Below are 18,635 nucleotides of genomic sequence, written 5' to 3'. Positions count from 1 at the left end.
TAAAAAACGTAATATAGAGAGGGTTCTAATGTTTTATAAAAAACTAGATAATAATTGTAAGTATGATACAATAAATCAAGTATTTGTTAAAAATACAATATTTATTTCTGGAGTTTTGATGTATGGAAAAAAATTTGATGAGAGGTACGCTTTTATTAACAGCGTCTTCTTTGTTAACAAAGATTTTAGGCTTTATTTATATTATTCCTTTCACAGCCTTAGTGGGAACGTCAGGTTACGCGCTTTATAAGTATGCATACGGTCCATATACCTTGATGCTAAGCTTGTCGACAATGGGTCTTCCGCTTGCTGTTTCGAAGTATGTATCGAAATATAACGGTCTTGGAAACTACCGTGCGGGACAAGATTTGTTAAAAGCAGGACTTCTATTAATGACAATAACGGGCATAATAGGTTTCTTAGTCCTCTATACGATGGCACCGTGGCTCGCTGAACTAGTCATTAACGGAAAAGATTCCTCGGGAAATAGTCAAAAAGACGTAGTGTATGTCATCCAAATGGTAAGCTTTGCTTTAATTGTTATCCCGCCTATGAGTCTATTACGAGGCTACTTTCAAGGTAACCAGTCTATGGGACCGTCCGCGCTAAGTACGATTATTGAACAAATAGTGCGAGTGTTGTTCATTTTAGCAGGAGCATACGCTGTTATTCACCTTTTTCATAGCACAATGACAAAAGCTGTTGGAATCGGCACGTTTGGAGCGTTTATTGGAGGCGTAGGGGGAATTGGGATTCTTGGAGCGGTTTATTTGAAGCGCAAGCGGTTGATTATGAAAGAAGTGAACAGCGGAAAGAATAATAAGTCCGTTTCGTTCTCTTCAATGTCCAAAGAGCTTGTAACGTACGCCGTTCCGTTTGTATTAGTTGGTTTAGCTATTCCTATCTATCAAAATATTGATACGTTTACGATTAACATGCTCTTTCAATCAATAGGATATGGACAAGCTAAAGCTGAAACGATCAACTCCGTTATTGGATTAGCCCAGATTTTGGTGATGGTGCCAGTATCGTTAGCGACTGCCTTCAGCATGTCACTGATTCCGGGCATTACGTCTTCCTTTGTGCAAGGAAATTTACGGGAAGTAAAAGGGAAAATTACAAAAACGCTGCAGCTGCTGTTATTTTTTACTCTTCCTGCTGCCGTGGGGCTTTGTTTATTAGGCAAGCCGGTATATATGATGATTTTTGGAGAAAAAAACAGTCCTGAAATCGGTGGAATTGTTTTACAATGGTACGCGCCTGCTGCCATTTTATTTGCTCTTTTTACAGTAACAGCCGCAATTCTCCAAGGAATTAATCAGCAAAAGAAGCTAATTTTAGGCTTGGGCTTAGGAATTGTTGTGAAGATAGTATTAAACGTACTGCTGGTTTCAAGCTTAAGAGAAATTGGACCGGTTGTCGCGACTTACGGAGGGTATGGTGTATCGGTTATATATAACTTTTATTTAATTGAAAAATCCATTTCTTACCGAGTTCAATCACTGGGACAAGCTGCGTTGACACCTGTTTTATTAGTAAGTGTAATGTCAGCCGCTGTGGTTATTGGCAATTATGCTTCTCACTATTTTTTAGAAAATAAGCTGTCCGCATCTTCACTTGCGATGAGCACGTCTTGTATTTCAATTACTGTAGGTGCAGCCGTGTATCTAGTACTTGGCGTAAAAACAAGTTTAGGACAATCTATTGTATTAAATAGAAGAAAAAGAATGTAAAGGAGAGAAAGTAGTGTCAAAACGATTTGTACTAACCTTGGCGGCTGGAGGATGTATAATAATTTCCGGCGCGCTGCTGCTATTAAATTGGGAAAAAGTGTTTGGAGACTACCGTCCGATTCAAACAGCAACAGCTGTATTCAAGCTAGAAGTGGGAAGTCAAGATGTAGCGAGGACTACAGATTCAGATGATGCTCTTCACTATATGGTGAAAAAAGGACATTTAGATGAATATATTCATATGATGAATGAAAAAGGCTATATGTTAAAAGAAAAAGATATTGATCATAACCGACTTGTTTTTAACGATGGACAAGAGGATGAGCAAATTTACTATAAGCGATTTGCGAGGAAGTATACGATGATTGATGGAGAAGGGTAAAGGCTTTACATGGTATTTTAGTAGACTAAAACCTTATAACCTTATCTGTTTTTAAAGTTTTTTTGCGAAAAAGAAAAATAATATTGACAATTATGACAAAAAGCTTAATACTGACTTTATTACATAAAACAAATACAATTTGTTTCCTTATCAAGAGAGGTGGAGGGACTGGCCCTGTGAAACCCGGCAACCGCTGTCTATGACAGAATGGTGCCAAATCCTTAAGAGTGTATCGCTCTTAGAGATAAGGAAGAAGCTGAAACAAAGCTCTTCCTTATTTATTTAAGGAAGGGCTTTTTATGTGCAAAAACAACGAGGTGATAATTTGAACAAAGCAGACCGTATTAAACGAATGAAAACACCAGAAATTGATTCAAAGTATGAAGGAAGAGTGCCTCCGGGGCAAGTAGTGACAGAGCGCTTTCCGATTTTACATGAAGGCGACGTGCCGGAGTATAACTTAGAGGAGTGGACGCTTCGAGTGTTTGGATTAGTAAACAAGGAAGTGACGCTTTCGTATCAAGATATATTGGACATGCCGCAAACAACGGTGAAATGTGATATTCACTGCGTAACCAGATGGACAAGGCTTGATAATGAATTTACGGGCGTGCTGTTTACAGACTTTTTAAAAGCAGTTGGCTTGGAGTTGAAAAGTAAATACATCATGCTGCACGGAGATAATGACTATACGTCAAACATTGAGGTAAAAGATTTACTGAGAGACGATATTCTTCTCGCTCATTCCTTTAACGGAGAGCCGCTTACAGCTAAGCACGGATATCCGCTGCGATTGGTTGTTCCGCATTTGTACTTTTGGAAAAGTGTTAAATGGCTTCGAGGCTTTGAAGCTATTGATGAAAATCATCCTGGCTTTTGGGAGCAAAACGGCTTTCATCTTAGAGGAGATCCGTTTAAAGAAGAGCGTTTTTCCGGAGAAGATTTAGGCATTCCAGAAGATGAGTGGGTACATAAAGACTATGATTAATGAAAATGCCTATGCGTGTGCATAGGCATTTTGTCAGCGCTGCCGGTTTAATTCCCACACAACGTGGCGAAGTTCAGGCAAAATCAGCTTGGTCATAGCTAGACGAACAGCACCGCTTGATCCTGGTGTAGAAAAAACGGCTTTTTCGTTAATCGTCCCGGCAATTGCCCGGCTCATAATTGCTGCGCTGCCAATGTCTTCGGTGTAGCTCAGCATGCGAAACAGCTCGCCAAACCCAACGATTTCTTTATGAATCAGCGCTTGAACGGCTTCAATTGTGACGTCTCGTTTTGTAATGCCAGTCCCGCCGTTTGTGAGAACAACGTCAATGTCCTCAGCACTGCATCCGGCAAGTATCGCTTGTTGAATCGACGTTTGGTCGTCTTTTACAATTTCATAGGAAGCGACCTGCATGTCGTGTTCTTTCAGAAGTTGGATCATTAGCGCGCCGCTTTTATCGGTTTCTTTTGTGCGTGTATCTGATACCGTAATGACTTTGCAGCGAACGGGCTGTGTTGCTTTGGATTTATGTTCATGTACGCTCATTATGTACCTCCTTTACGCTTCCGTACGCTTGTAGTCACCGTTTTTGCCGCCAGATTTTTCAAGCAGATACGTTTCGCCGAGAATCATGCCTTTATCAATGGCTTTACACATATCATAAACGGTTAGAGCGCAGGCAGAAGCGGCAGTTAAAGCTTCCATTTCAACGCCCGTTGAGCCTTCCGTTTTAACAGTTGCTTCTATTAATAAACGGTACTGATCATTGCTTGTATCCCAGTCAAATGAAAGGTTTACGCCTTTTAATAAAAGAGGGTGACACATCGGAATAATGTCAGACGTGCGTTTTGCTGCCATGATTCCCGCTACTTGTGCGACAGCAAGGACGTCGCCTTTTCCAATTTTATGTTCTACAATGGCTTCGTGAATTTCTTTGTTAACAAGTATGCTTGAACGAGCTGTTGCGACGCGGCGCGTGATAGATTTTTCGCTAATATCGACCATATTGGCACGGCCCTGGTCATTAAAATGTGTAAAAGAAGACATCGGTGTTTTCATCCTTTTTCAGTAAATTTTGTTGTATGATAGAAATAGTGAGATATGCTATGATTTTACACCATAGCGTAAAAAGTGAACAGACATAAAGGAAGTGAAGAATGTATGTTAGAAAGCAGAACACCTATTTCAATTCCTGAAGCAATTGAAAAAGTCATGACTTATAAAAGAAAAGGAAGCATCGAACGCGTATCGATCACCGAAAGCTACGGACGCTATTTAGGAGAAGATATTATCGCCGATCAAAACGTTCCTCATTTTAATAAATCGCTTTATGACGGCTTTGCGGTTCGAGCGCAAGACTGCCTAGAAGTCTCAAGTGAACATCCTATGGAGTTCGAAGTTGTAGGTGAAATCGGTGCAGGCTTTGTCTTTGAAGAAGAAGTAAAGCCGTTTCAAGCGGTGCGTATTATGACAGGAGCGCAGGTCCCTCATTCGTGTGATGCGGTTGTGATGCTTGAAGTAACGAAGTCGTATGAAAAAGAAGGCAAAATGTATATGGCGTTAAGCCGGCCTGCTTCAAAGTGGGAACACATTGCATTAAAAGGAGAAGAAACAAAAAAAGGAGAGGTGCTTGTTTCCAAAGGGGCGCGAATCAATCCGGGCGTCACGGCTTTTTTAGCTACGTTTGGCTATGCGGATGTAGCCGTGGTGAAGCAACCGGTGGTTGGCGTGTTAACAACAGGAAGCGAACTGCTTGATGTGAACGAGCCGTTAGAACCAGGAAAAATTCGCAACAGCAACTCCTATATGGCACTTGCGCAAATTGTAAGAAGCGGGGGAATTCCGAAATACTTAGGAAAGCTTGAAGATGATTTTGACCGCTGCTATGAAGCGGTAGAAAAAGCGCTTGAAGAAGTGGACATTCTACTAACAACCGGCGGGGTATCCGTTGGCGACTATGATTATTTGCCGGCTATTTATGAAAAGCTTGGTGCGAATGTGCTGTTTAACAAAATTGCGATGCGCCCAGGAAGCGTCACAACAGTCGCAGAACGAAACGGACAGCTGCTGTTTGGACTATCAGGAAATCCATCTGCTTGCTATGTGGGGTTTGAACTGTTTGTGCGTCCGATTGTTCGCAGCTTTTTGTATTCACCAGCGCCTCATTTACATAAAACAAAAGCGGTATTAAACGGCCGTTTCAAAGAACCTAATGCTTTTACGCGAATGGTGCGAGGAGAGATTTCAGACGAAGGCGGAAAGCTTGTTGTGACGCCTGTTGGCATGGACAAGTCAGGGGCTATTTCATCATTAGCTGCAGCAAACGCGCTGATTGTTCTTCCAGGTGGAGAGCATGGATATGACAAAGGAACAGAAGTGAACGTGCTGCATCTTGAAAACGAAGGAACGAGTTCGCTTTGGGTATAAATAGCATTCTGCTTATTGCTTGTCCTTTTTTTCAATAAGAACTTGAAGCAGTTCTGTAATTCTATCTAATTTGCTTTCAATGCGAACAAGTAAGTAAAAAGATAGGGCAATTGGAAAGCCTAAATCTTTAATATAGCTAACTAAGTTTTCTATAATAGCATACCTCCTTCACTTAGAAGATATATTATAATATGTGATTTCTAAGTATTTGTTCGCGGGTGATATGCCCATTTTTAAGACAAAAGTCCTTGAAAAATAAGGAAAAGCAGCCTCGGCATTGGCAAGCGAGGCTGCTTTTTTTTAAGGGTTCATTTATACGTATCTCAGCATAAATGACTACTAGATTTTAACATGTTTTTAAATGTAAATACTACTTTTGATTTGCTTTAACATAGGTATAAACGGCAGGCTTTTATGCAGCCTTCTCTATCCCTATTGATCATAGCCTATAAATAAGAATTGTATAAAAACTGCATATTCTATAAAAGTGAACCATCTAGAACCCTTACTCTCATTAGGGTTCTTTTTTTGATTTGTTCTGGAAGAAGCGGTTATGTAAAATAGTTATTTATATAATATTTAAGGGCCAGAAATGAAAAAACTACCTTAGAGTTAGAAAAAAGGAAGTTTTTTCTATGATGTAATTAGATTTCATGAGTGATGCTTCATTGCATTTTAGTTAATTTGCTTAATAAATTATAAATATATTCATATTAATTTGGCTTCTTTAAGGTAGGTATTAATGAGCAGTTTCAAACAATAAATCTACTTAGCGAATAGTAACCAATAACGTTGGGAACTTTATCTATTAACAAAAGGAAAGGAGGAGAAAGTATGCGAAAAAAGTGGTCTGTTTTATTATGTACGTTAGCTTTAGCTATGATGACTTTCATCTTGCCGGTTAATGCTGAAAACAATAACGTAGATAGAGCGAATTATAATGATAACGTAAATACTTATAACGATGACGTAAATACTCGAAATGTCACTACAGCAACTGATGTGGATGATGACAATGATTCACCTTGGGAACTACTTGGATTATTAGGACTAGTTGGTCTTTTTGGTCTTAAAAGAAGAGATGATCGTGAAGAAAAAGTTCGTTAATATCTATTTTGCATGAGTAGAGATAAATAAAGGTTATCAAAGATTAGCTTTCTCTAGAGTCCACAAAGGTGTCTTCTAGCAATCAGGGGCACCTTTGTTATCTCCTACAAAGTACATTATGTTTACTGAATCCGTGTGGGCTTTACATAAAAAGCAGAAAAAACTCCCTATGTATTTCCGTAGGGAGCTTTTCTGCTAGGAGAATTATTCTCACATAGTCGATACATTGCGGTATCTTGAGTAGTTTAAGCAAAAAGTGGAATATTATTCGTTCTTTAACTAACAGTGTTTAGTTTTGATTTAGAGTTCAAGCTCCATAAGCTAAATAGTATGATCATTAATTAAAGTATAATGCTAGACTAAAGCGCTCCATCTGTTAATGAATAAATAAAGGGAAAAAGAACAAATCATAATCCAGTAATAAGCGAAGTCCAGTTTTGTTGTGACTGCCACTCTAGTTTGTTAGTTCCCCAAAAAGACATGATCACTTGAAGGGTCCCAAATACAATGCTCGCTGAAGTAACTCCTGCATCGTATGAAAACCCAAGCATCTAAGGGGCAATAACGAGCCAAATCCCCATTACAGCGTTCACAACACCTCTTGCTTTCATCATTCTCCCTCCTCAAAGTATGAAACTCTTCATGCTGTCATGATTAAACTATATGTTTGTAAGGGACGTGTGTTGAGTATGCTTCAATGCCTGTTGAGATTTCTTCAAATTTTAATATAGGAACAAGCACTTGTGTTGATGAGTTCTCATAAGATGTTTCAAAATCAAATATAAGAAAGAGAGTGGAAAACGAATGTACTATTGCGTTACTTGCTGCAGATTGCAAAATGAAAATGTTATTAAGAGTAAGCTGTTTGAAAATGGATTTTATATAGATCCATTTTTCGGAGAGAAAATCCCTTTAGGTATGTGTGCACATAGGTGTAACCATGAGCTATGCAAAAAAGAAAAAGTGATTAAAAAGATTGCGCCAAAGAAAGTATTTAAATTAAAAAAAGCAATAGAATATGTACCTGCTCATCGTCATGATCAAGAAAAAGTTCCATTTTCACAATAAATAGAGAACGGTATGCCGCGTTCATTTCACTTAATAGAAATCCATTGTTATTCCGTAAGTTGATTCATTACCAGTTGTACAGCTATTGCATCGTCTAAATAGCCGATTGGAAAGACATAGTCTGGGATAATATCGGTAGGCAAAATAAAATACAGTAGCGCACTTCCCAATATTGAGCGCTTGGAAGCTGATGTTTTTTCATCACAATATTCAAGGTACATTTGCTTTAATTGATCAATAAAGGTTCCGACGCTGCCGACTTGCTCTATTTTGGTTTGAAAGTTATTACAAATCATGCTGTGTCCTTCGTCTGTCTGTGCATATTGCTTATATTTTGTTAGTTCTTGTTCGACACGTTCAATCGTAAAGTTTGTATCTACTATATTAAAAGATTTAAGTATTTCTTGAATTTTATCAATGGAGTAATGAATGCCTGTTTCTAATTCATTTTCTGTATTGTTTGAAGCAGCTCCAGCAGGGTCAATTAATGCTTCAAGAGGAGTATTTAAATAGTGCGCAAATTGTTTTAAATGGTGTAGATTTGCTTGCTGTTTTCCATTTATAATCCGTGAGATAGTTGCCGTATCAATCCCCGTAAGTGAGCTAAGTTTCCGCATAGATAAAGCATTTTCCTTTAATAAAGACCTTAATAACAAACCAAGGCTTTGATCATTTTGGATGTTAGACATAGCGGTTCACCTCTTTATATTTTTCAACGCGCAGTAATCATTTTATTGAAGGTTTATCAACAATATATGCAACAAGGAAGCAAATCTCCTCAACATTATCAATAAAAGGAGAGTACAAAATGGAATGGTTATTCATATTAGGTTTTGCACTATCATCGAGTATAGATAACTTCGGTGTGGGAATATCATACGGAGTTCGAAAGGTAAGAATAAAATGGCTTTCTAATTTACTGATAGCGGCTATTTGTTTCCTCTTTAGCATGGTGGGGATTATGTTTGGCAGGTGGATTTCAACCATCTTGCCAGGGGTGTTCCATGTTATTGTAGCCGTCGTATTATTAACGCTAATCGGGATTCGCATTATTTTATTAGTTGGATCCCAAAGAAATAACGGAAGTGATGAATTAGATAGTAGTGGTCAAGAAAACGTACGATATATTGGTTGGATCGAAAGCAGTGTCCTAGGTGTTGCACTTTCAGCAAATGCACTTACAACCGGTCTGGGAGCAGGCTTGCTTGGTTTATCGCCTTTAGCTATTTCGCTTACATCAGCCTTTGGCAGTTTTATAACCGTATGGCTAGGAGTAATGGTGGGGAAAAAAGCCGCAAATGTTCAAATTGGAAAATTTACATTGAGTCAATTTGGAACGTTAATAAGTGGGATCACGATTTTAATTGTAGCTTTTACTCAAATATTTTAAAAGAAAAGGCGCCACTTGCTAAAGCAAGTGGCGTTTTTTCTTTGTATTTTGTAGTAACTAGTTTTAAAAGTTATACAAAGTAAAAAACAAATGGCTAATACTCCTATCAATGCTACATGAGAATTTATCGAATAAAGAGATAAATGAACTTAATTCTTTCATTATTTCTTATTAAGTTTTAATTGTATTTGAGAAGGGTACAGTATTCTTTAGCCAAAGCGCCAAAATAACTGGCGCAAACGTTATCTCATTTACCACATAGGCATACTATTCTAAAAAACAGCCGTATACCCTAAAACAAAGGGGAAACTATCTAATTTTGACAGATAAGAATGCAAAGCGTAGAATTGTTCTAATGAACAGGCAATTTACCAGTTTAAGAGTCTTAAAATTTAGGTTGATTTTATATAAGGGAGCGTACACACTTGAAAAATCAGTTTGCTCAATTGATACAGAATAATGAAAGCGTTCATATTTACTATAATATTGACGATATGAGAAGTTACTTAGACAATCTTGTGTCTTATATTGTTTCGGGGGTTGAAGAGGAGAGACATACTTTAGTTATAGAAAGCGAAAGACTAATCCCGCTGATTTTCAAAAGATTAGAGGGGATTTTAACTCAAGATCAATTAACATATATACATACCATTAATAATTTTGATTATTACTGTTCAAGTGGAAGTTTTCAGCCTGCCATAATTTTTGAACATCTTTCTAAACATTTAGAGCCTTTCTATAAAAACAATACGTCTTTTCAAATATGGGCTCATGTAGAGTGGGGACAGCAAGAAGGGATTATACCTATTTTAGAAGAGTTTGAAAATGAAGCAGACAAATTGGTGAATAACGGCGGATTATATTTAGTATGCGCGTATGATGAAGAGAGAGTACCAGAAGTTCTTAAACTGGCTTTAATGAAGTGCCATCCATACTTAATTTTAGAAAATGAAATTACTCCGTCTAATTTATATGTAATGACAGATGCAGTGTAAGTAATAATGGCCTTGGACATTATTTTTTAAAAGCAAAAGGTAAATAGAGAACAAATAAGGAGCCTTATTTAAGGCTCCTTATTTGTTGTTTCTCCAGAGTATGTATACCATAGTATCTTTATATCTAGTGTGAGTCTTCAATTAAAATCTCTATTCCTTAAAATGAAGCTTTTTCGTATCCGCTCTGTTTCATCTTCCGTAACTTCTGGATAGTGCCTAGATAAGACATTAGCTAAACTTTCTTCTTTAGGTATATGTAAAAAACGTGAATATACTTCCGTACCACTTGGGAACTCATCTTCTTCACATAAGAGGAAGGCATCTAAACTCTCAATCAATTGGAAATTCACAGTCTGATCATAAACGTTGGTATAGCTGTCTTCACATTCTTTTGCTTTCTTTTCTGCAATTTCATAGGCTTGAGCAAATGATTGGGCTTTAATTAATAAAATACTTTCTTCAAATATCTGATGTTCTTCATAATTTTCGTCAATCTTTTCTATATTAGGTTTACCGACTATTAAGTACTTATAAAGAATCTTTACCCCATACCATTGGACGTCTAACTCTTCGCTATTAGTTGTTTTCATATCAACTCTCCATTCTTAACTAAAGAAACCATAAGGAATTCCTAATATAATTACAAACGGTGCAATATACATAAATCCAAACATTATTTGGTCTAGAAAATGGTTTAAGCTCATTTGCTCGTAACCATCAGAAAAAGATAGTTCAGAAAGAACTAAGCTACCGCACAAGGTAGAAATCAAAAACGATATAACTTTTTTCATGATTCTATAATCTCCCTGGTTATTAATAAGTGTATTTTAACATTTAAAAGTAAAACAAGTGTAATTATGTTAAAATATAACTATATTTACTTTTTTGGTGGTGAAATAGATGGATAATCGAAGCTTGGGATTAGTTCTAGTCGGTACAGGAACAGTCTTTTTGATTTTGACTTTAACATTACATATTACGGGATTACTATATGGTGTTATTTTAGGTAGCAGCATCGTATTAAATGTTTCAGGTGCAGGTATACTTATGAAGTTTATAGCTGATAAAAAGCTGGCTAATCTGTAGAGGCGTTATAAAGTAAGGTCTCTTTTTTATGAATTTTATGTTGGGATTTATTTTATGGGAATGTTTGGGGGTATCCTACTTTGGAAATGAACTTTTTTTGGTTAGCGTTAGGATTGGCTGCCCTTGGTTATTTTATAGGCGACGGTTTAAAGAATTTCAGCAAACCTCAAAGAAAATCAAAATATCCTTATTTGATTAAAGAAAAAGATCTACACTATCACTTTCACTTAAGCAAAGGTGAAATTGAAGAACTGTTAACTAAATATCCCGGAGCTCCAAAGATAGAGCTGAAAGGGACTACCTATTATCCGTATCATCAATTCGTTGACTGGCTATCGTCTAATGAAATTTATAAGGTGTAAAGGAGAGGAAGAAATATGTTTAATCAATATCCTATTGGGAACTTTATCGTGAAAGAAAATATTCAGCCAGAAGATATTCAAGGGTGGATTCATGACATTGGATATGCACCAAAGCAATTAGCTGATGCTGTAGAAGGACTGACCAAAGAACAATTAGCTACGCCTTATCGAGAAGGCGGTTGGACATTAAGTCAAGTTGTCCATCATTTAGCTGACTCCCATATGAATGCTTATACTCGTTTTAAATTAGGCTTAACAGAACATGAGCCTACTATTAAGGCCTATGATGAAGTGGCTTGGTCGGATCTTCCTGACAATGATTTACCTATAGAAATTTCGCTCCAACTTTTTTCAGCTTTACATAAGCGTCTTCATAAATTGTTAAACTCACTTGATGAAAAAGATTTGAAGAAAATGATCCACCATCCTGAAAACGGACAAGTGACGATTGAGCAATTAATAGCTACTTATGCCTGGCATGGAAAGCATCACGTTGCTCATATTACGACATTAAGAAACCAAAGAGGATGGTAGAATGGCATTTAACATACATTAGAACCCAAAAAGCTCTTTTTAAAAGCTTTTTGGGTTTTGATAAATGACATTATGCTGACTAAAGAGTATACAGTTTAAAACCAGAAGCTCTCTCTCCGTGAGTTAAGGAAGTTATCTCTAATCCTGAATAGTAATTCATTCATCCTGTATCTGGCCATTATATTGTACGATGACGACTTAATTTTATAAGCCATCAGATCTGACTTTTGAAACACCTAAGGCAAGGTTTTTCCACAAAGTTTGTTCAACCACTTCGGCGTCCACCGTACGACAATCAACAATGAGTATGACTTCCGAATGTTTGCCGCGTGAGAGCCGTTGATTTTTCCTGATTACTTTAAACATAAATAGTTTAATTCCTAGTCCTAAGATAAATCCGATAAAAGCACTAATTATTCCCCAGTAGATGGGACCCCAGCTTAGTTTAAACCCAATGCTTGCACCGATGACTGAAAAGGCTGTGGCTAGAGCCATTCCTAGATCAATAAGAGAAACTCCATCGGCTCGATGAAGGCTATCAAAAATCCGGCGATCTTCCGTTCGATTATTAAGAGGGACAATAAATATATCTTCTATTTTTATCCCTTTTTTTTCTAGCTCTGAAACAGCTAATTCTATGTAACTGGAGTATTCAAATGTAGAAAAGACCTGCATGTTTTCACTCCACCTTTTTTCCTTTCGCAATACAAAAGCTTGGATGTTGATATGTTTTTTCAAAGAAGTTTTTCTGCACTCTTTCAGCAAGTTTATTATTCTCAACCGTATTTATATAGGAATCGAAGATAGCAAAACCATATAGAGAAGGGAAAAATAACAGCCATTCTTTATTTAAAACGGAAGTAGCCTGTTTTATTTCTCCTAAAAATAGAAAAGAAATTCCTTCAAGCAGGTGAGAGTAATAAAAGAAAACAACTGCCCAAATGATAACAAAGAAAGCACCAATGATGCGATGAATATAGAGTTGTCCTAGACCTGGCATCACCAAGGACCAGAAAACGGATAGGATGGGATTCCGTTTATCTAAATAGTTTATTTCCATGGCTCCTATACTAAAGGTGTTGAACTGATGGTTTTCTCGTTCAGCTAACACGTATATTCTATTTAAATCAACGGTTGTTCGGTAACTATCCCATATAGCAAAAATATAAACGGGAATATAAATAAGAAGCCATCTTGTATTAAGTACGTCTTTGGCCATATCAATGTTTCCTTGAAAAGAATAAATCATAGCTAAATTTACATGAGATTCAAGGTTTATGACGACTTCCCATACAAATAACACAAAGCCGCGAAGGTACTTAGACAGTAGTAGGTGCCCAAACCCTGGAAAAGCTGCTGACCACCAAGCGATAATATAGGGGTTTCTTAAATGGATTTGAGTCGTTCCAAATATACTGACATGAGCAATATAGCGTCTTGCAGTATTGTCATTTTTATAATTATTCATTTACGATCTCCTATGGATTCGAAAAAATATACTTTTTATACCTATCATCCATATTTAATATGGTCTTGTTCATTTATTTTATACAGTTCATTGATATACACCTAATCTTTATCGAAATGAAGAGTTCTGTGACAAGAAAAAGCTCTTTATTTTTCCTTAAAGAGCTTTTTTACATGTTGGTTCTGAAAATTGGTATTATGTTAATAAAAAGGTGGTTAAATGCTTCACGGCGTTTTGGCTCGTTTGTTCAAGATATAGAAAGGTATTCAATTTAGTTTTTATTTAATGAATCAAGAACTCTTTTCGAAAATAGCATGCTGGATATTTAATGTTCTTATGAGTAATAACAAATCTGTCAATTATCCCGTTGGTGTACCCATTAAGTAGAGAAATCAATATTGAGTCTTTCAGGGGGGGCTTTCTAAATAAGAAGGGTAAATCTAATAGAGTTAAAATAAACAGTAGTTTGCTCTTATGATTGCTCTTTATTCATAATGAGAAGGAGCTACTAATATGGAATGAATCAGCAGCTCCTTCTTGTAGGATTGACTTAATGTGAAATCTTGACGTTTTATACGAATTTTATGATTAACAATCCGTGTTTTTTGACTTGTGAAGAGGTGGTGGAATTAACCAGCCTTTTTCTTTGTTAAGTCGTAAAAACTTTCCACCAAGAGCTACTTTTTGCATGTGAATTTGACCAAACATTGCTGCAATATCTTCACGAATAGATTGGCCAATCAGTTGACTGCAAGCAACTAGACCAGCAGCTATATCCAGTGAAATAGCCGCAGCAACTTCGGGATCTTGAACACGTGCACCTACTGGAATATCATCTAAACAAGCTTCTGGACGTTCAGGCGGAGTTGGAGGTAAAGCCACTCCATTTTCTTTTAATAGCTTTTCTACACCTTTCATTTCCTGCTGACATTGTTCAATCGTTTCTTGTACCAACTTATGTAGATCCTTGTCCCCTACATGATTTAGAAACGTTTGATAACCAGCTACTAATCCTTTTGAAGCAGAAAGAAACGACCATGTTCCAAATACTTCACCGTAATGCATCGGTTCATCTGTAGGATTTCCACTTAAAATACCCATTGTTATCCTCCTTAACATATTCATAATAGTGTGCCACCTTTCTTACTATGCACACACTTAACGTCTCCAGATCATGTTTTATTATTCTTCTAGATATAAAAAAGGAATTTTATCAGTGAATACAATCTACGATTTTACACATACTATTCAAGATGCCTATAAGGGCATCAGTCACAATACCCTTGTTATAAAGAGAGCTGCCTTCTTTGGCAGTTTTTGTTTGTCATGCTTTATGTGGCTTTCTGCTTGTGATGATAAATAGAAAATGTCCATGATAAAAGGAAGAGTGGAGACCCACTCTTCCTTCAGCCATCATTTTATAAAGTTGTCTTAGAAACGTCCGCCGCCAAGTTGTTGCTCAGCCATTTGTACAAGACGTTTTGTGATTTCGCCACCTACTGATCCGTTTGCACGTGCAGTTGTATCAGCACCAAGGTTTACACCAAATTCGCTAGCGATTTCATATTTCATTTGATCGATTGCTTGTTCAGCACCGTATACTAATAATTCGTTGTTGTTGCTGCTTTTGTTGTTTGCCATGTTGTGTCACCTCCTTGTTTTTCTTAAGTTTCCTAGGGGACAAGAAGTATATACATGGTAGTTTATGGATGTTTATTTCCTTAACAGGCTGATCTACTAATTTTTAGAAACAACTGACACTGTAAAAAGTGTGATTAGATGTTTCAGTTCCTTGTTATCTAAAAGTTGCCATGTGAGAAGAGGATTGCATTGCTGTTGCAATCCTCTTTAGGTACCGTATCAGTGGTTATTTTTATGCCAAACATAAAATTAAAAATGCAAGAGAGGAAGAGGTTATATTGTCAAAGACACGTCAGAAAAAAGAAGACTGTAAAAAGTGCAGAAAAGAAACTATACATACGCTCACAGAAGATGCTTTAGAAATTAATTGTTACTGCCATGAATGTCATTCACAACACGATATCGTAAAAACATTTTTTTAATCATTTCTTAGAGTTTCACTCTCCAATAGACGAATAAATAACTGTTTTTTTAGATATATCCATAACCAAACTCCATATTCGCCTTCGCTATTGAATTTCATTTTGTACGATTATAGAAGCAGAGAAGAACGGGTAAAGTAACCGGGAAGATTTTTAGTGGAGGTGAACGAGAAGTGAGGAGTAGGGAAAGAGATTTTATAACCATTGAAGATGAAAACGGTATTGAAAAACAATATGCAGTTGAGGCTTTATTTGATATGAGAAATCAGACTTATGCTTTGCTGCAATCGAACGGGGAAGCGCTGTTGATGCGCGTTGAAGATGAAAAGGGTGAACAATATCTTGTTGGATTGACCAATCCTGAGGAACGTGACTCCATTTTAGATGCTTATCAAATCGCTGTAGAGGCTACGCCTGCTGACGGAGAATTCAGCTAATGTGATGAGGAGTGCGTTATGAAGAAGAAAATTGTAGATGCAGCTCATTTGGAGCAAAAAATGCGGATTGAAAAAGTGATCAACGGAATGACCTTTACGAAAAATTTCCGGTCTGCTACAGCAGAAGAATGGTACGTATTTCTTCCAGGTTATGAAGATCCAAGAACAGGTGGAGCTGCAGGGAAAGCAATGATTCATTATAACCTTTATGGAAATAGAGATGTGTTTATCAACACTACAGTCATCTTAGATGATCCAGCGCTATTTAAAGGAGAAACCCATCCTCTTGTTTATGCAATTGCAGATGAACTTGTCAACAGGCTGGTTGGCTATGCTGATACCTTGCTTTCTGTCCATGCCGGTGAAAACTCGTTTGATGCAGAATATAAACAAAACAATCATTAATCTTGATTTTTTTCAATTAAACCTTCCCTTAAAAAGAGGCTGAGACAAACGTATTTTAAAAAGATCCGAACGGTTCATCGTTCGGATCTTTTTATTATGATGGTAAACGTAGGTTTCATATGTTTTGTTGCTTCTAGCACCCGCCCGTGGAAAGCGAAGTCTTGCACGGAAATCAATAGCGGTGTCACAAGCCATCCATACTTGCTCTTCAATAGCATAGGCAGGATACATTTCATTATCAATCATATAATGAGCGATCCTTTCATGAAGCTCCATAGCTTCGTTGAATTGCTTTTAATACTTTGCGAACTTTTGGTGCTGCCGTTTCCGTAAGGGCTATCTATCTAAACAATGATTGTCTAATTTTTTGAATGTTTTAGAAAAAGAGGCCAGGGTATTACAAGTACCATAAACGAATTAATTGATATAAACCATTTTTTTACTAGAAGGAGGAACTGCTCATGACAAAAAATGTGATAGGCACGTATGATAATGAAGAAGATATTGTAACCGCTATTCAAAACTTAAAGACACAAGGTTTTCAAGAGAAGGACCTTTCTCTTGTAACCAGCAAAGATATCGATAAAGAGGACTATTCGAGAGTAGAAAGCAGAGAGGGAATTGATGTCAAGAAGGTTGAAACCACAGCACAAAATCACCAAGATGAGTCGATTATGGATAAAATTAAACATATGTTTTCACCAGATCACCCTAAAGAGATTCGTAGTGATAAAGCAAGAGTAGAAAAGCGTTTAATTAACTTAGGTGTCCCTCTTACAGAAGCAGGACCTTATGCAGATGATCTGCAAAAAGGAAAAGTATTATTGCTAGTAAAAGCTAATAGAGAGACAAAAACAAATCAGTTCTTAGGAAGTAGAGAAGATTCTTCTTTTGCAAAGGGTGACTCCGTTTATGATAAATCATTATACGGAGAACATCGTAAGCATGAATAGGTAGGAAGAAGAATAAAATTCGAGTTTGTGGGCAAACTAAGAACATAGGAACCCCAATTCCTCATCTTTCATTAAGTATGTGTTTTTTAAAAGCTGCTCATTTGAGCAGCTTTTTCTTTTTTTTATCGGAAATATTAAAAGAAAAGCTAACTTGTATGAAAGCTTAAAAGAAGGGGAAGTTAAGAAAAAATGGCTTGAATACGGAGGAACAGAAAATTGCAAAAAAAGAATCGATTAACATCTCCTGAAATGGCAAATTTATGGACACACTATATCCGTGAAACATTATCTGTATGTGTAAATAAATATATGCTTCACACGATTCAAGATCCTGAGATACATAGCCTTTTTCAAACGGCTCTTCACTATTCACTTAAACACATAGATGCTTTAAAAGCATTATTTAAGAAAGAGAAGTTTCCTATTCCTAAAGGATTTACAGAAGAAGACGTAAACTTAGAAGCTCCTCCTCTATTTACGGATGTTTTGTGTCTTAAATCCCTTTATATGATGAGCACACACGGACATAATGAAATGAGTTTATCATTTACGACTTCCTTACGCCCAGACATTGTAGATTTTTATTATCAATGCAACCTTGATGCGATGGAGATTTATAAAAAAGCTAAGGACCTTCTTGTTTCAAAGCAACTTTATCAGCAACCACCTACTTACATAACACCGAACAAGGGGGAAATGATTGAACACTACCACTATGTAACAGATGTATTCGGTAAACAGAGGCCGATAAATACAATAGAAAGTGGACATGCTTATTTTAATTTAAACAAAACATTTATTTCCAAAGCGATGATCCTTGGCTTTTCACAAGTTTCAAAAAATCAAAACGTACGAGCATTATTAGAAAAAAGCCTGCAAGTAAAAAACAAACACATTGATGTGTTTGCATCCTTATTAACCAAAGATAATCTTCATCTGCCTAAATCATGCGACACAGAGGTTACAAATTCCAATATTTCTCCTTTTTCAGATCGGCTTATGCTTCTCCAAACAGGTTTCCTTTTTGGTGTAGCAGTTACTTATTATAACGCAGCTCTCATTGCAAGTATGAGAGCTGATATTTCAGCACACTGTGAAAAGGCATCCTTGGATAGCTTGTGGATTTATAGCCGTATTGGGAAAGATATGATTGATAATCAGTGGATGGAAAAGCCTCCCCAAGCAGACGATCGTAAAAGATTAGATGATTAGAAAAACGTTCTTAATAAATTAATGT

26 protein-coding genes and 1 riboswitch are annotated in these 18,635 nt (G+C 36.8%); of the genes, 15 read left to right on the top strand and 11 right to left on the bottom strand.

The window, feature by feature from the left end:
* Nucleotides 1-122 precede the first annotated feature (122 nt).
* From ACFX4G_RS20630 to ACFX4G_RS20620, 3 genes are all read left to right on the top strand, one after another.
* Nucleotides 123-1,733 carry a putative polysaccharide biosynthesis protein gene (locus tag ACFX4G_RS20630; RefSeq protein ID WP_377576539.1) on the top strand — a complete coding sequence of 537 codons (1,611 nt, stop codon included), beginning with the start codon at nucleotides 123-125 and terminating at the stop codon, nucleotides 1,731-1,733.
* Nucleotides 1,734-1,746: 13 nt separating this feature from the next.
* Nucleotides 1,747-2,115 (top strand): hypothetical protein, encoded by a 369-nt coding sequence (locus ACFX4G_RS20625; protein WP_377576536.1) that lies wholly within the window; start codon nucleotides 1,747-1,749, stop codon nucleotides 2,113-2,115.
* 144 nt (nucleotides 2,116-2,259) lie between these two features.
* Nucleotides 2,260-2,366: riboswitch (SAM riboswitch) on the top strand.
* A 74-nt stretch (nucleotides 2,367-2,440) separates the two neighbouring features.
* Entirely contained in the window at nucleotides 2,441-3,103 is a 663-nt protein-coding gene (locus ACFX4G_RS20620; protein ID WP_377576704.1) for a sulfite oxidase-like oxidoreductase, read from the top strand.
* Between the two features lie 33 nt (nucleotides 3,104-3,136).
* Here the strand turns inward: ACFX4G_RS20620 and ACFX4G_RS20615 are convergent, their stop codons facing one another.
* Together ACFX4G_RS20615 and moaC are read right to left on the bottom strand one after the other, a co-directional pair.
* Nucleotides 3,137-3,649, bottom strand: a complete 513-nt coding sequence (locus ACFX4G_RS20615) for a MogA/MoaB family molybdenum cofactor biosynthesis protein (RefSeq protein ID WP_043978592.1) — start codon at nucleotides 3,647-3,649, stop codon at nucleotides 3,137-3,139.
* A gap of 12 nt (nucleotides 3,650-3,661) precedes the next feature.
* Nucleotides 3,662-4,150 (bottom strand): cyclic pyranopterin monophosphate synthase MoaC, encoded by a 489-nt coding sequence (moaC, locus tag ACFX4G_RS20610; protein ID WP_377576533.1) that lies wholly within the window; start codon nucleotides 4,148-4,150, stop codon nucleotides 3,662-3,664.
* Nucleotides 4,151-4,264: 114 nt separating this feature from the next.
* Between moaC and ACFX4G_RS20605 the strand changes: the two genes are divergently transcribed.
* Entirely contained in the window at nucleotides 4,265-5,530 is a 1,266-nt protein-coding gene (locus tag ACFX4G_RS20605; protein WP_377576530.1) for a molybdopterin molybdotransferase MoeA, read from the top strand.
* A 12-nt stretch (nucleotides 5,531-5,542) separates the two neighbouring features.
* Here the strand turns inward: ACFX4G_RS20605 and ACFX4G_RS20600 are convergent, their stop codons facing one another.
* Nucleotides 5,543-5,662, bottom strand: a complete 120-nt coding sequence (locus ACFX4G_RS20600) for a YvrJ family protein (protein ID WP_306472928.1) — start codon at nucleotides 5,660-5,662, stop codon at nucleotides 5,543-5,545.
* A 702-nt stretch (nucleotides 5,663-6,364) separates the two neighbouring features.
* On the opposite strand from ACFX4G_RS20600, the gene ACFX4G_RS20595 reads away from it, so the two are divergent.
* Both ACFX4G_RS20595 and ACFX4G_RS20590 read left to right on the top strand, forming a co-directional pair.
* Entirely contained in the window at nucleotides 6,365-6,637 is a 273-nt protein-coding gene (locus ACFX4G_RS20595) for a WGxxGxxG family protein (protein WP_028409822.1), read from the top strand.
* Between the two features lie 804 nt (nucleotides 6,638-7,441).
* On the top strand, nucleotides 7,442-7,705 hold the full coding sequence (locus tag ACFX4G_RS20590; RefSeq protein ID WP_097823117.1) for a DUF3973 domain-containing protein: 264 nt from the start codon (nucleotides 7,442-7,444) through the stop codon (nucleotides 7,703-7,705).
* A 47-nt stretch (nucleotides 7,706-7,752) separates the two neighbouring features.
* Here the strand turns inward: ACFX4G_RS20590 and ACFX4G_RS20585 are convergent, their stop codons facing one another.
* The gene (locus ACFX4G_RS20585) at nucleotides 7,753-8,394 is read right to left on the bottom strand and encodes a DUF1232 domain-containing protein (protein WP_097823116.1); all 642 of its coding nucleotides are present in this window, start codon (nucleotides 8,392-8,394) and stop codon (nucleotides 7,753-7,755) included.
* A gap of 119 nt (nucleotides 8,395-8,513) precedes the next feature.
* Between ACFX4G_RS20585 and ACFX4G_RS20580 the strand changes: the two genes are divergently transcribed.
* Nucleotides 8,514-9,095: a manganese efflux pump gene (locus ACFX4G_RS20580; RefSeq protein WP_377576526.1), complete on the top strand. Its 582-nt coding sequence runs from the start codon at nucleotides 8,514-8,516 to the stop codon at nucleotides 9,093-9,095.
* A gap of 425 nt (nucleotides 9,096-9,520) precedes the next feature.
* Nucleotides 9,521-10,090 (top strand): MEDS domain-containing protein, encoded by a 570-nt coding sequence (locus ACFX4G_RS20575; protein WP_377576523.1) that lies wholly within the window; start codon nucleotides 9,521-9,523, stop codon nucleotides 10,088-10,090.
* A gap of 137 nt (nucleotides 10,091-10,227) precedes the next feature.
* Here ACFX4G_RS20575 and ACFX4G_RS20570 read toward each other — a convergent pair whose 3' ends face one another.
* Nucleotides 10,228-10,680 (bottom strand): DUF4288 domain-containing protein, encoded by a 453-nt coding sequence (locus ACFX4G_RS20570; RefSeq protein ID WP_097823114.1) that lies wholly within the window; start codon nucleotides 10,678-10,680, stop codon nucleotides 10,228-10,230.
* A 15-nt stretch (nucleotides 10,681-10,695) separates the two neighbouring features.
* Nucleotides 10,696-10,881, bottom strand: coding sequence for a hypothetical protein (locus ACFX4G_RS20565; protein ID WP_377576519.1), 186 nt, complete (start codon nucleotides 10,879-10,881; stop codon nucleotides 10,696-10,698).
* 109 nt (nucleotides 10,882-10,990) lie between these two features.
* On the opposite strand from ACFX4G_RS20565, the gene ACFX4G_RS20560 reads away from it, so the two are divergent.
* The 3 genes from ACFX4G_RS20560 (at nucleotide 10,991) to ACFX4G_RS20550 (ending at nucleotide 12,072) form a co-directional block, all read left to right on the top strand.
* Nucleotides 10,991-11,176 carry a hypothetical protein gene (locus ACFX4G_RS20560; protein WP_025749995.1) on the top strand — a complete coding sequence of 62 codons (186 nt, stop codon included), beginning with the start codon at nucleotides 10,991-10,993 and terminating at the stop codon, nucleotides 11,174-11,176.
* An 80-nt stretch (nucleotides 11,177-11,256) separates the two neighbouring features.
* The gene (locus ACFX4G_RS20555) at nucleotides 11,257-11,538 is read left to right on the top strand and encodes a hypothetical protein (protein ID WP_025749994.1); all 282 of its coding nucleotides are present in this window, start codon (nucleotides 11,257-11,259) and stop codon (nucleotides 11,536-11,538) included.
* A 15-nt stretch (nucleotides 11,539-11,553) separates the two neighbouring features.
* A complete protein-coding gene (locus ACFX4G_RS20550) occupies nucleotides 11,554-12,072 on the top strand; it encodes a YfiT family bacillithiol transferase (RefSeq protein WP_377576516.1) in 519 nt (172 codons plus the stop codon).
* A gap of 204 nt (nucleotides 12,073-12,276) precedes the next feature.
* Here the strand turns inward: ACFX4G_RS20550 and ACFX4G_RS20545 are convergent, their stop codons facing one another.
* The 4 genes from ACFX4G_RS20545 to ACFX4G_RS20530 form a co-directional block, all read right to left on the bottom strand.
* Nucleotides 12,277-12,747, bottom strand: a complete 471-nt coding sequence (locus ACFX4G_RS20545; protein ID WP_230184411.1) for an inorganic phosphate transporter — start codon at nucleotides 12,745-12,747, stop codon at nucleotides 12,277-12,279.
* Nucleotides 12,748-12,751: 4 nt separating this feature from the next.
* Nucleotides 12,752-13,540, bottom strand: coding sequence for a hypothetical protein (locus ACFX4G_RS20540; protein ID WP_377576512.1), 789 nt, complete (start codon nucleotides 13,538-13,540; stop codon nucleotides 12,752-12,754).
* A gap of 588 nt (nucleotides 13,541-14,128) precedes the next feature.
* Nucleotides 14,129-14,641, bottom strand: coding sequence for a DUF3231 family protein (locus ACFX4G_RS20535; protein ID WP_230184409.1), 513 nt, complete (start codon nucleotides 14,639-14,641; stop codon nucleotides 14,129-14,131).
* A gap of 330 nt (nucleotides 14,642-14,971) precedes the next feature.
* Complete coding sequence (locus ACFX4G_RS20530; protein ID WP_013084404.1) at nucleotides 14,972-15,181, bottom strand: alpha/beta-type small acid-soluble spore protein; 210 nt, start codon at nucleotides 15,179-15,181, stop codon at nucleotides 14,972-14,974.
* 595 nt (nucleotides 15,182-15,776) lie between these two features.
* Between ACFX4G_RS20530 and ACFX4G_RS20525 the strand changes: the two genes are divergently transcribed.
* Together ACFX4G_RS20525 and ACFX4G_RS20520 are read left to right on the top strand one after the other, a co-directional pair.
* Nucleotides 15,777-16,040 carry a DUF1292 domain-containing protein gene (locus tag ACFX4G_RS20525; RefSeq protein ID WP_377576507.1) on the top strand — a complete coding sequence of 88 codons (264 nt, stop codon included), beginning with the start codon at nucleotides 15,777-15,779 and terminating at the stop codon, nucleotides 16,038-16,040.
* An 18-nt stretch (nucleotides 16,041-16,058) separates the two neighbouring features.
* On the top strand, nucleotides 16,059-16,445 hold the full coding sequence (locus tag ACFX4G_RS20520) for a hypothetical protein (RefSeq protein WP_377576504.1): 387 nt from the start codon (nucleotides 16,059-16,061) through the stop codon (nucleotides 16,443-16,445).
* Nucleotides 16,446-16,457: 12 nt separating this feature from the next.
* Here the strand turns inward: ACFX4G_RS20520 and ACFX4G_RS20515 are convergent, their stop codons facing one another.
* Nucleotides 16,458-16,691, bottom strand: a complete 234-nt coding sequence (locus ACFX4G_RS20515) for a hypothetical protein (RefSeq protein ID WP_377576502.1) — start codon at nucleotides 16,689-16,691, stop codon at nucleotides 16,458-16,460.
* Between the two features lie 215 nt (nucleotides 16,692-16,906).
* Between ACFX4G_RS20515 and ACFX4G_RS20510 the strand changes: the two genes are divergently transcribed.
* Together ACFX4G_RS20510 and ACFX4G_RS20505 are read left to right on the top strand one after the other, a co-directional pair.
* The gene (locus tag ACFX4G_RS20510; RefSeq protein WP_377576499.1) at nucleotides 16,907-17,398 is read left to right on the top strand and encodes a general stress protein; all 492 of its coding nucleotides are present in this window, start codon (nucleotides 16,907-16,909) and stop codon (nucleotides 17,396-17,398) included.
* 216 nt (nucleotides 17,399-17,614) lie between these two features.
* Nucleotides 17,615-18,610 (top strand): DUF3231 family protein, encoded by a 996-nt coding sequence (locus ACFX4G_RS20505; RefSeq protein ID WP_377576496.1) that lies wholly within the window; start codon nucleotides 17,615-17,617, stop codon nucleotides 18,608-18,610.
* Nucleotides 18,611-18,635: the final 25 nt, after the last annotated feature.

Origin of the sequence: Priestia sp. YIM B13486, assembly GCF_042787865.1 — a bacterium.
GTDB lineage: Bacteria > Bacillota > Bacilli > Bacillales > Bacillaceae_H > Priestia > Priestia megaterium.
This window is presented reverse-complemented; position numbering and strand designations above follow the sequence as displayed.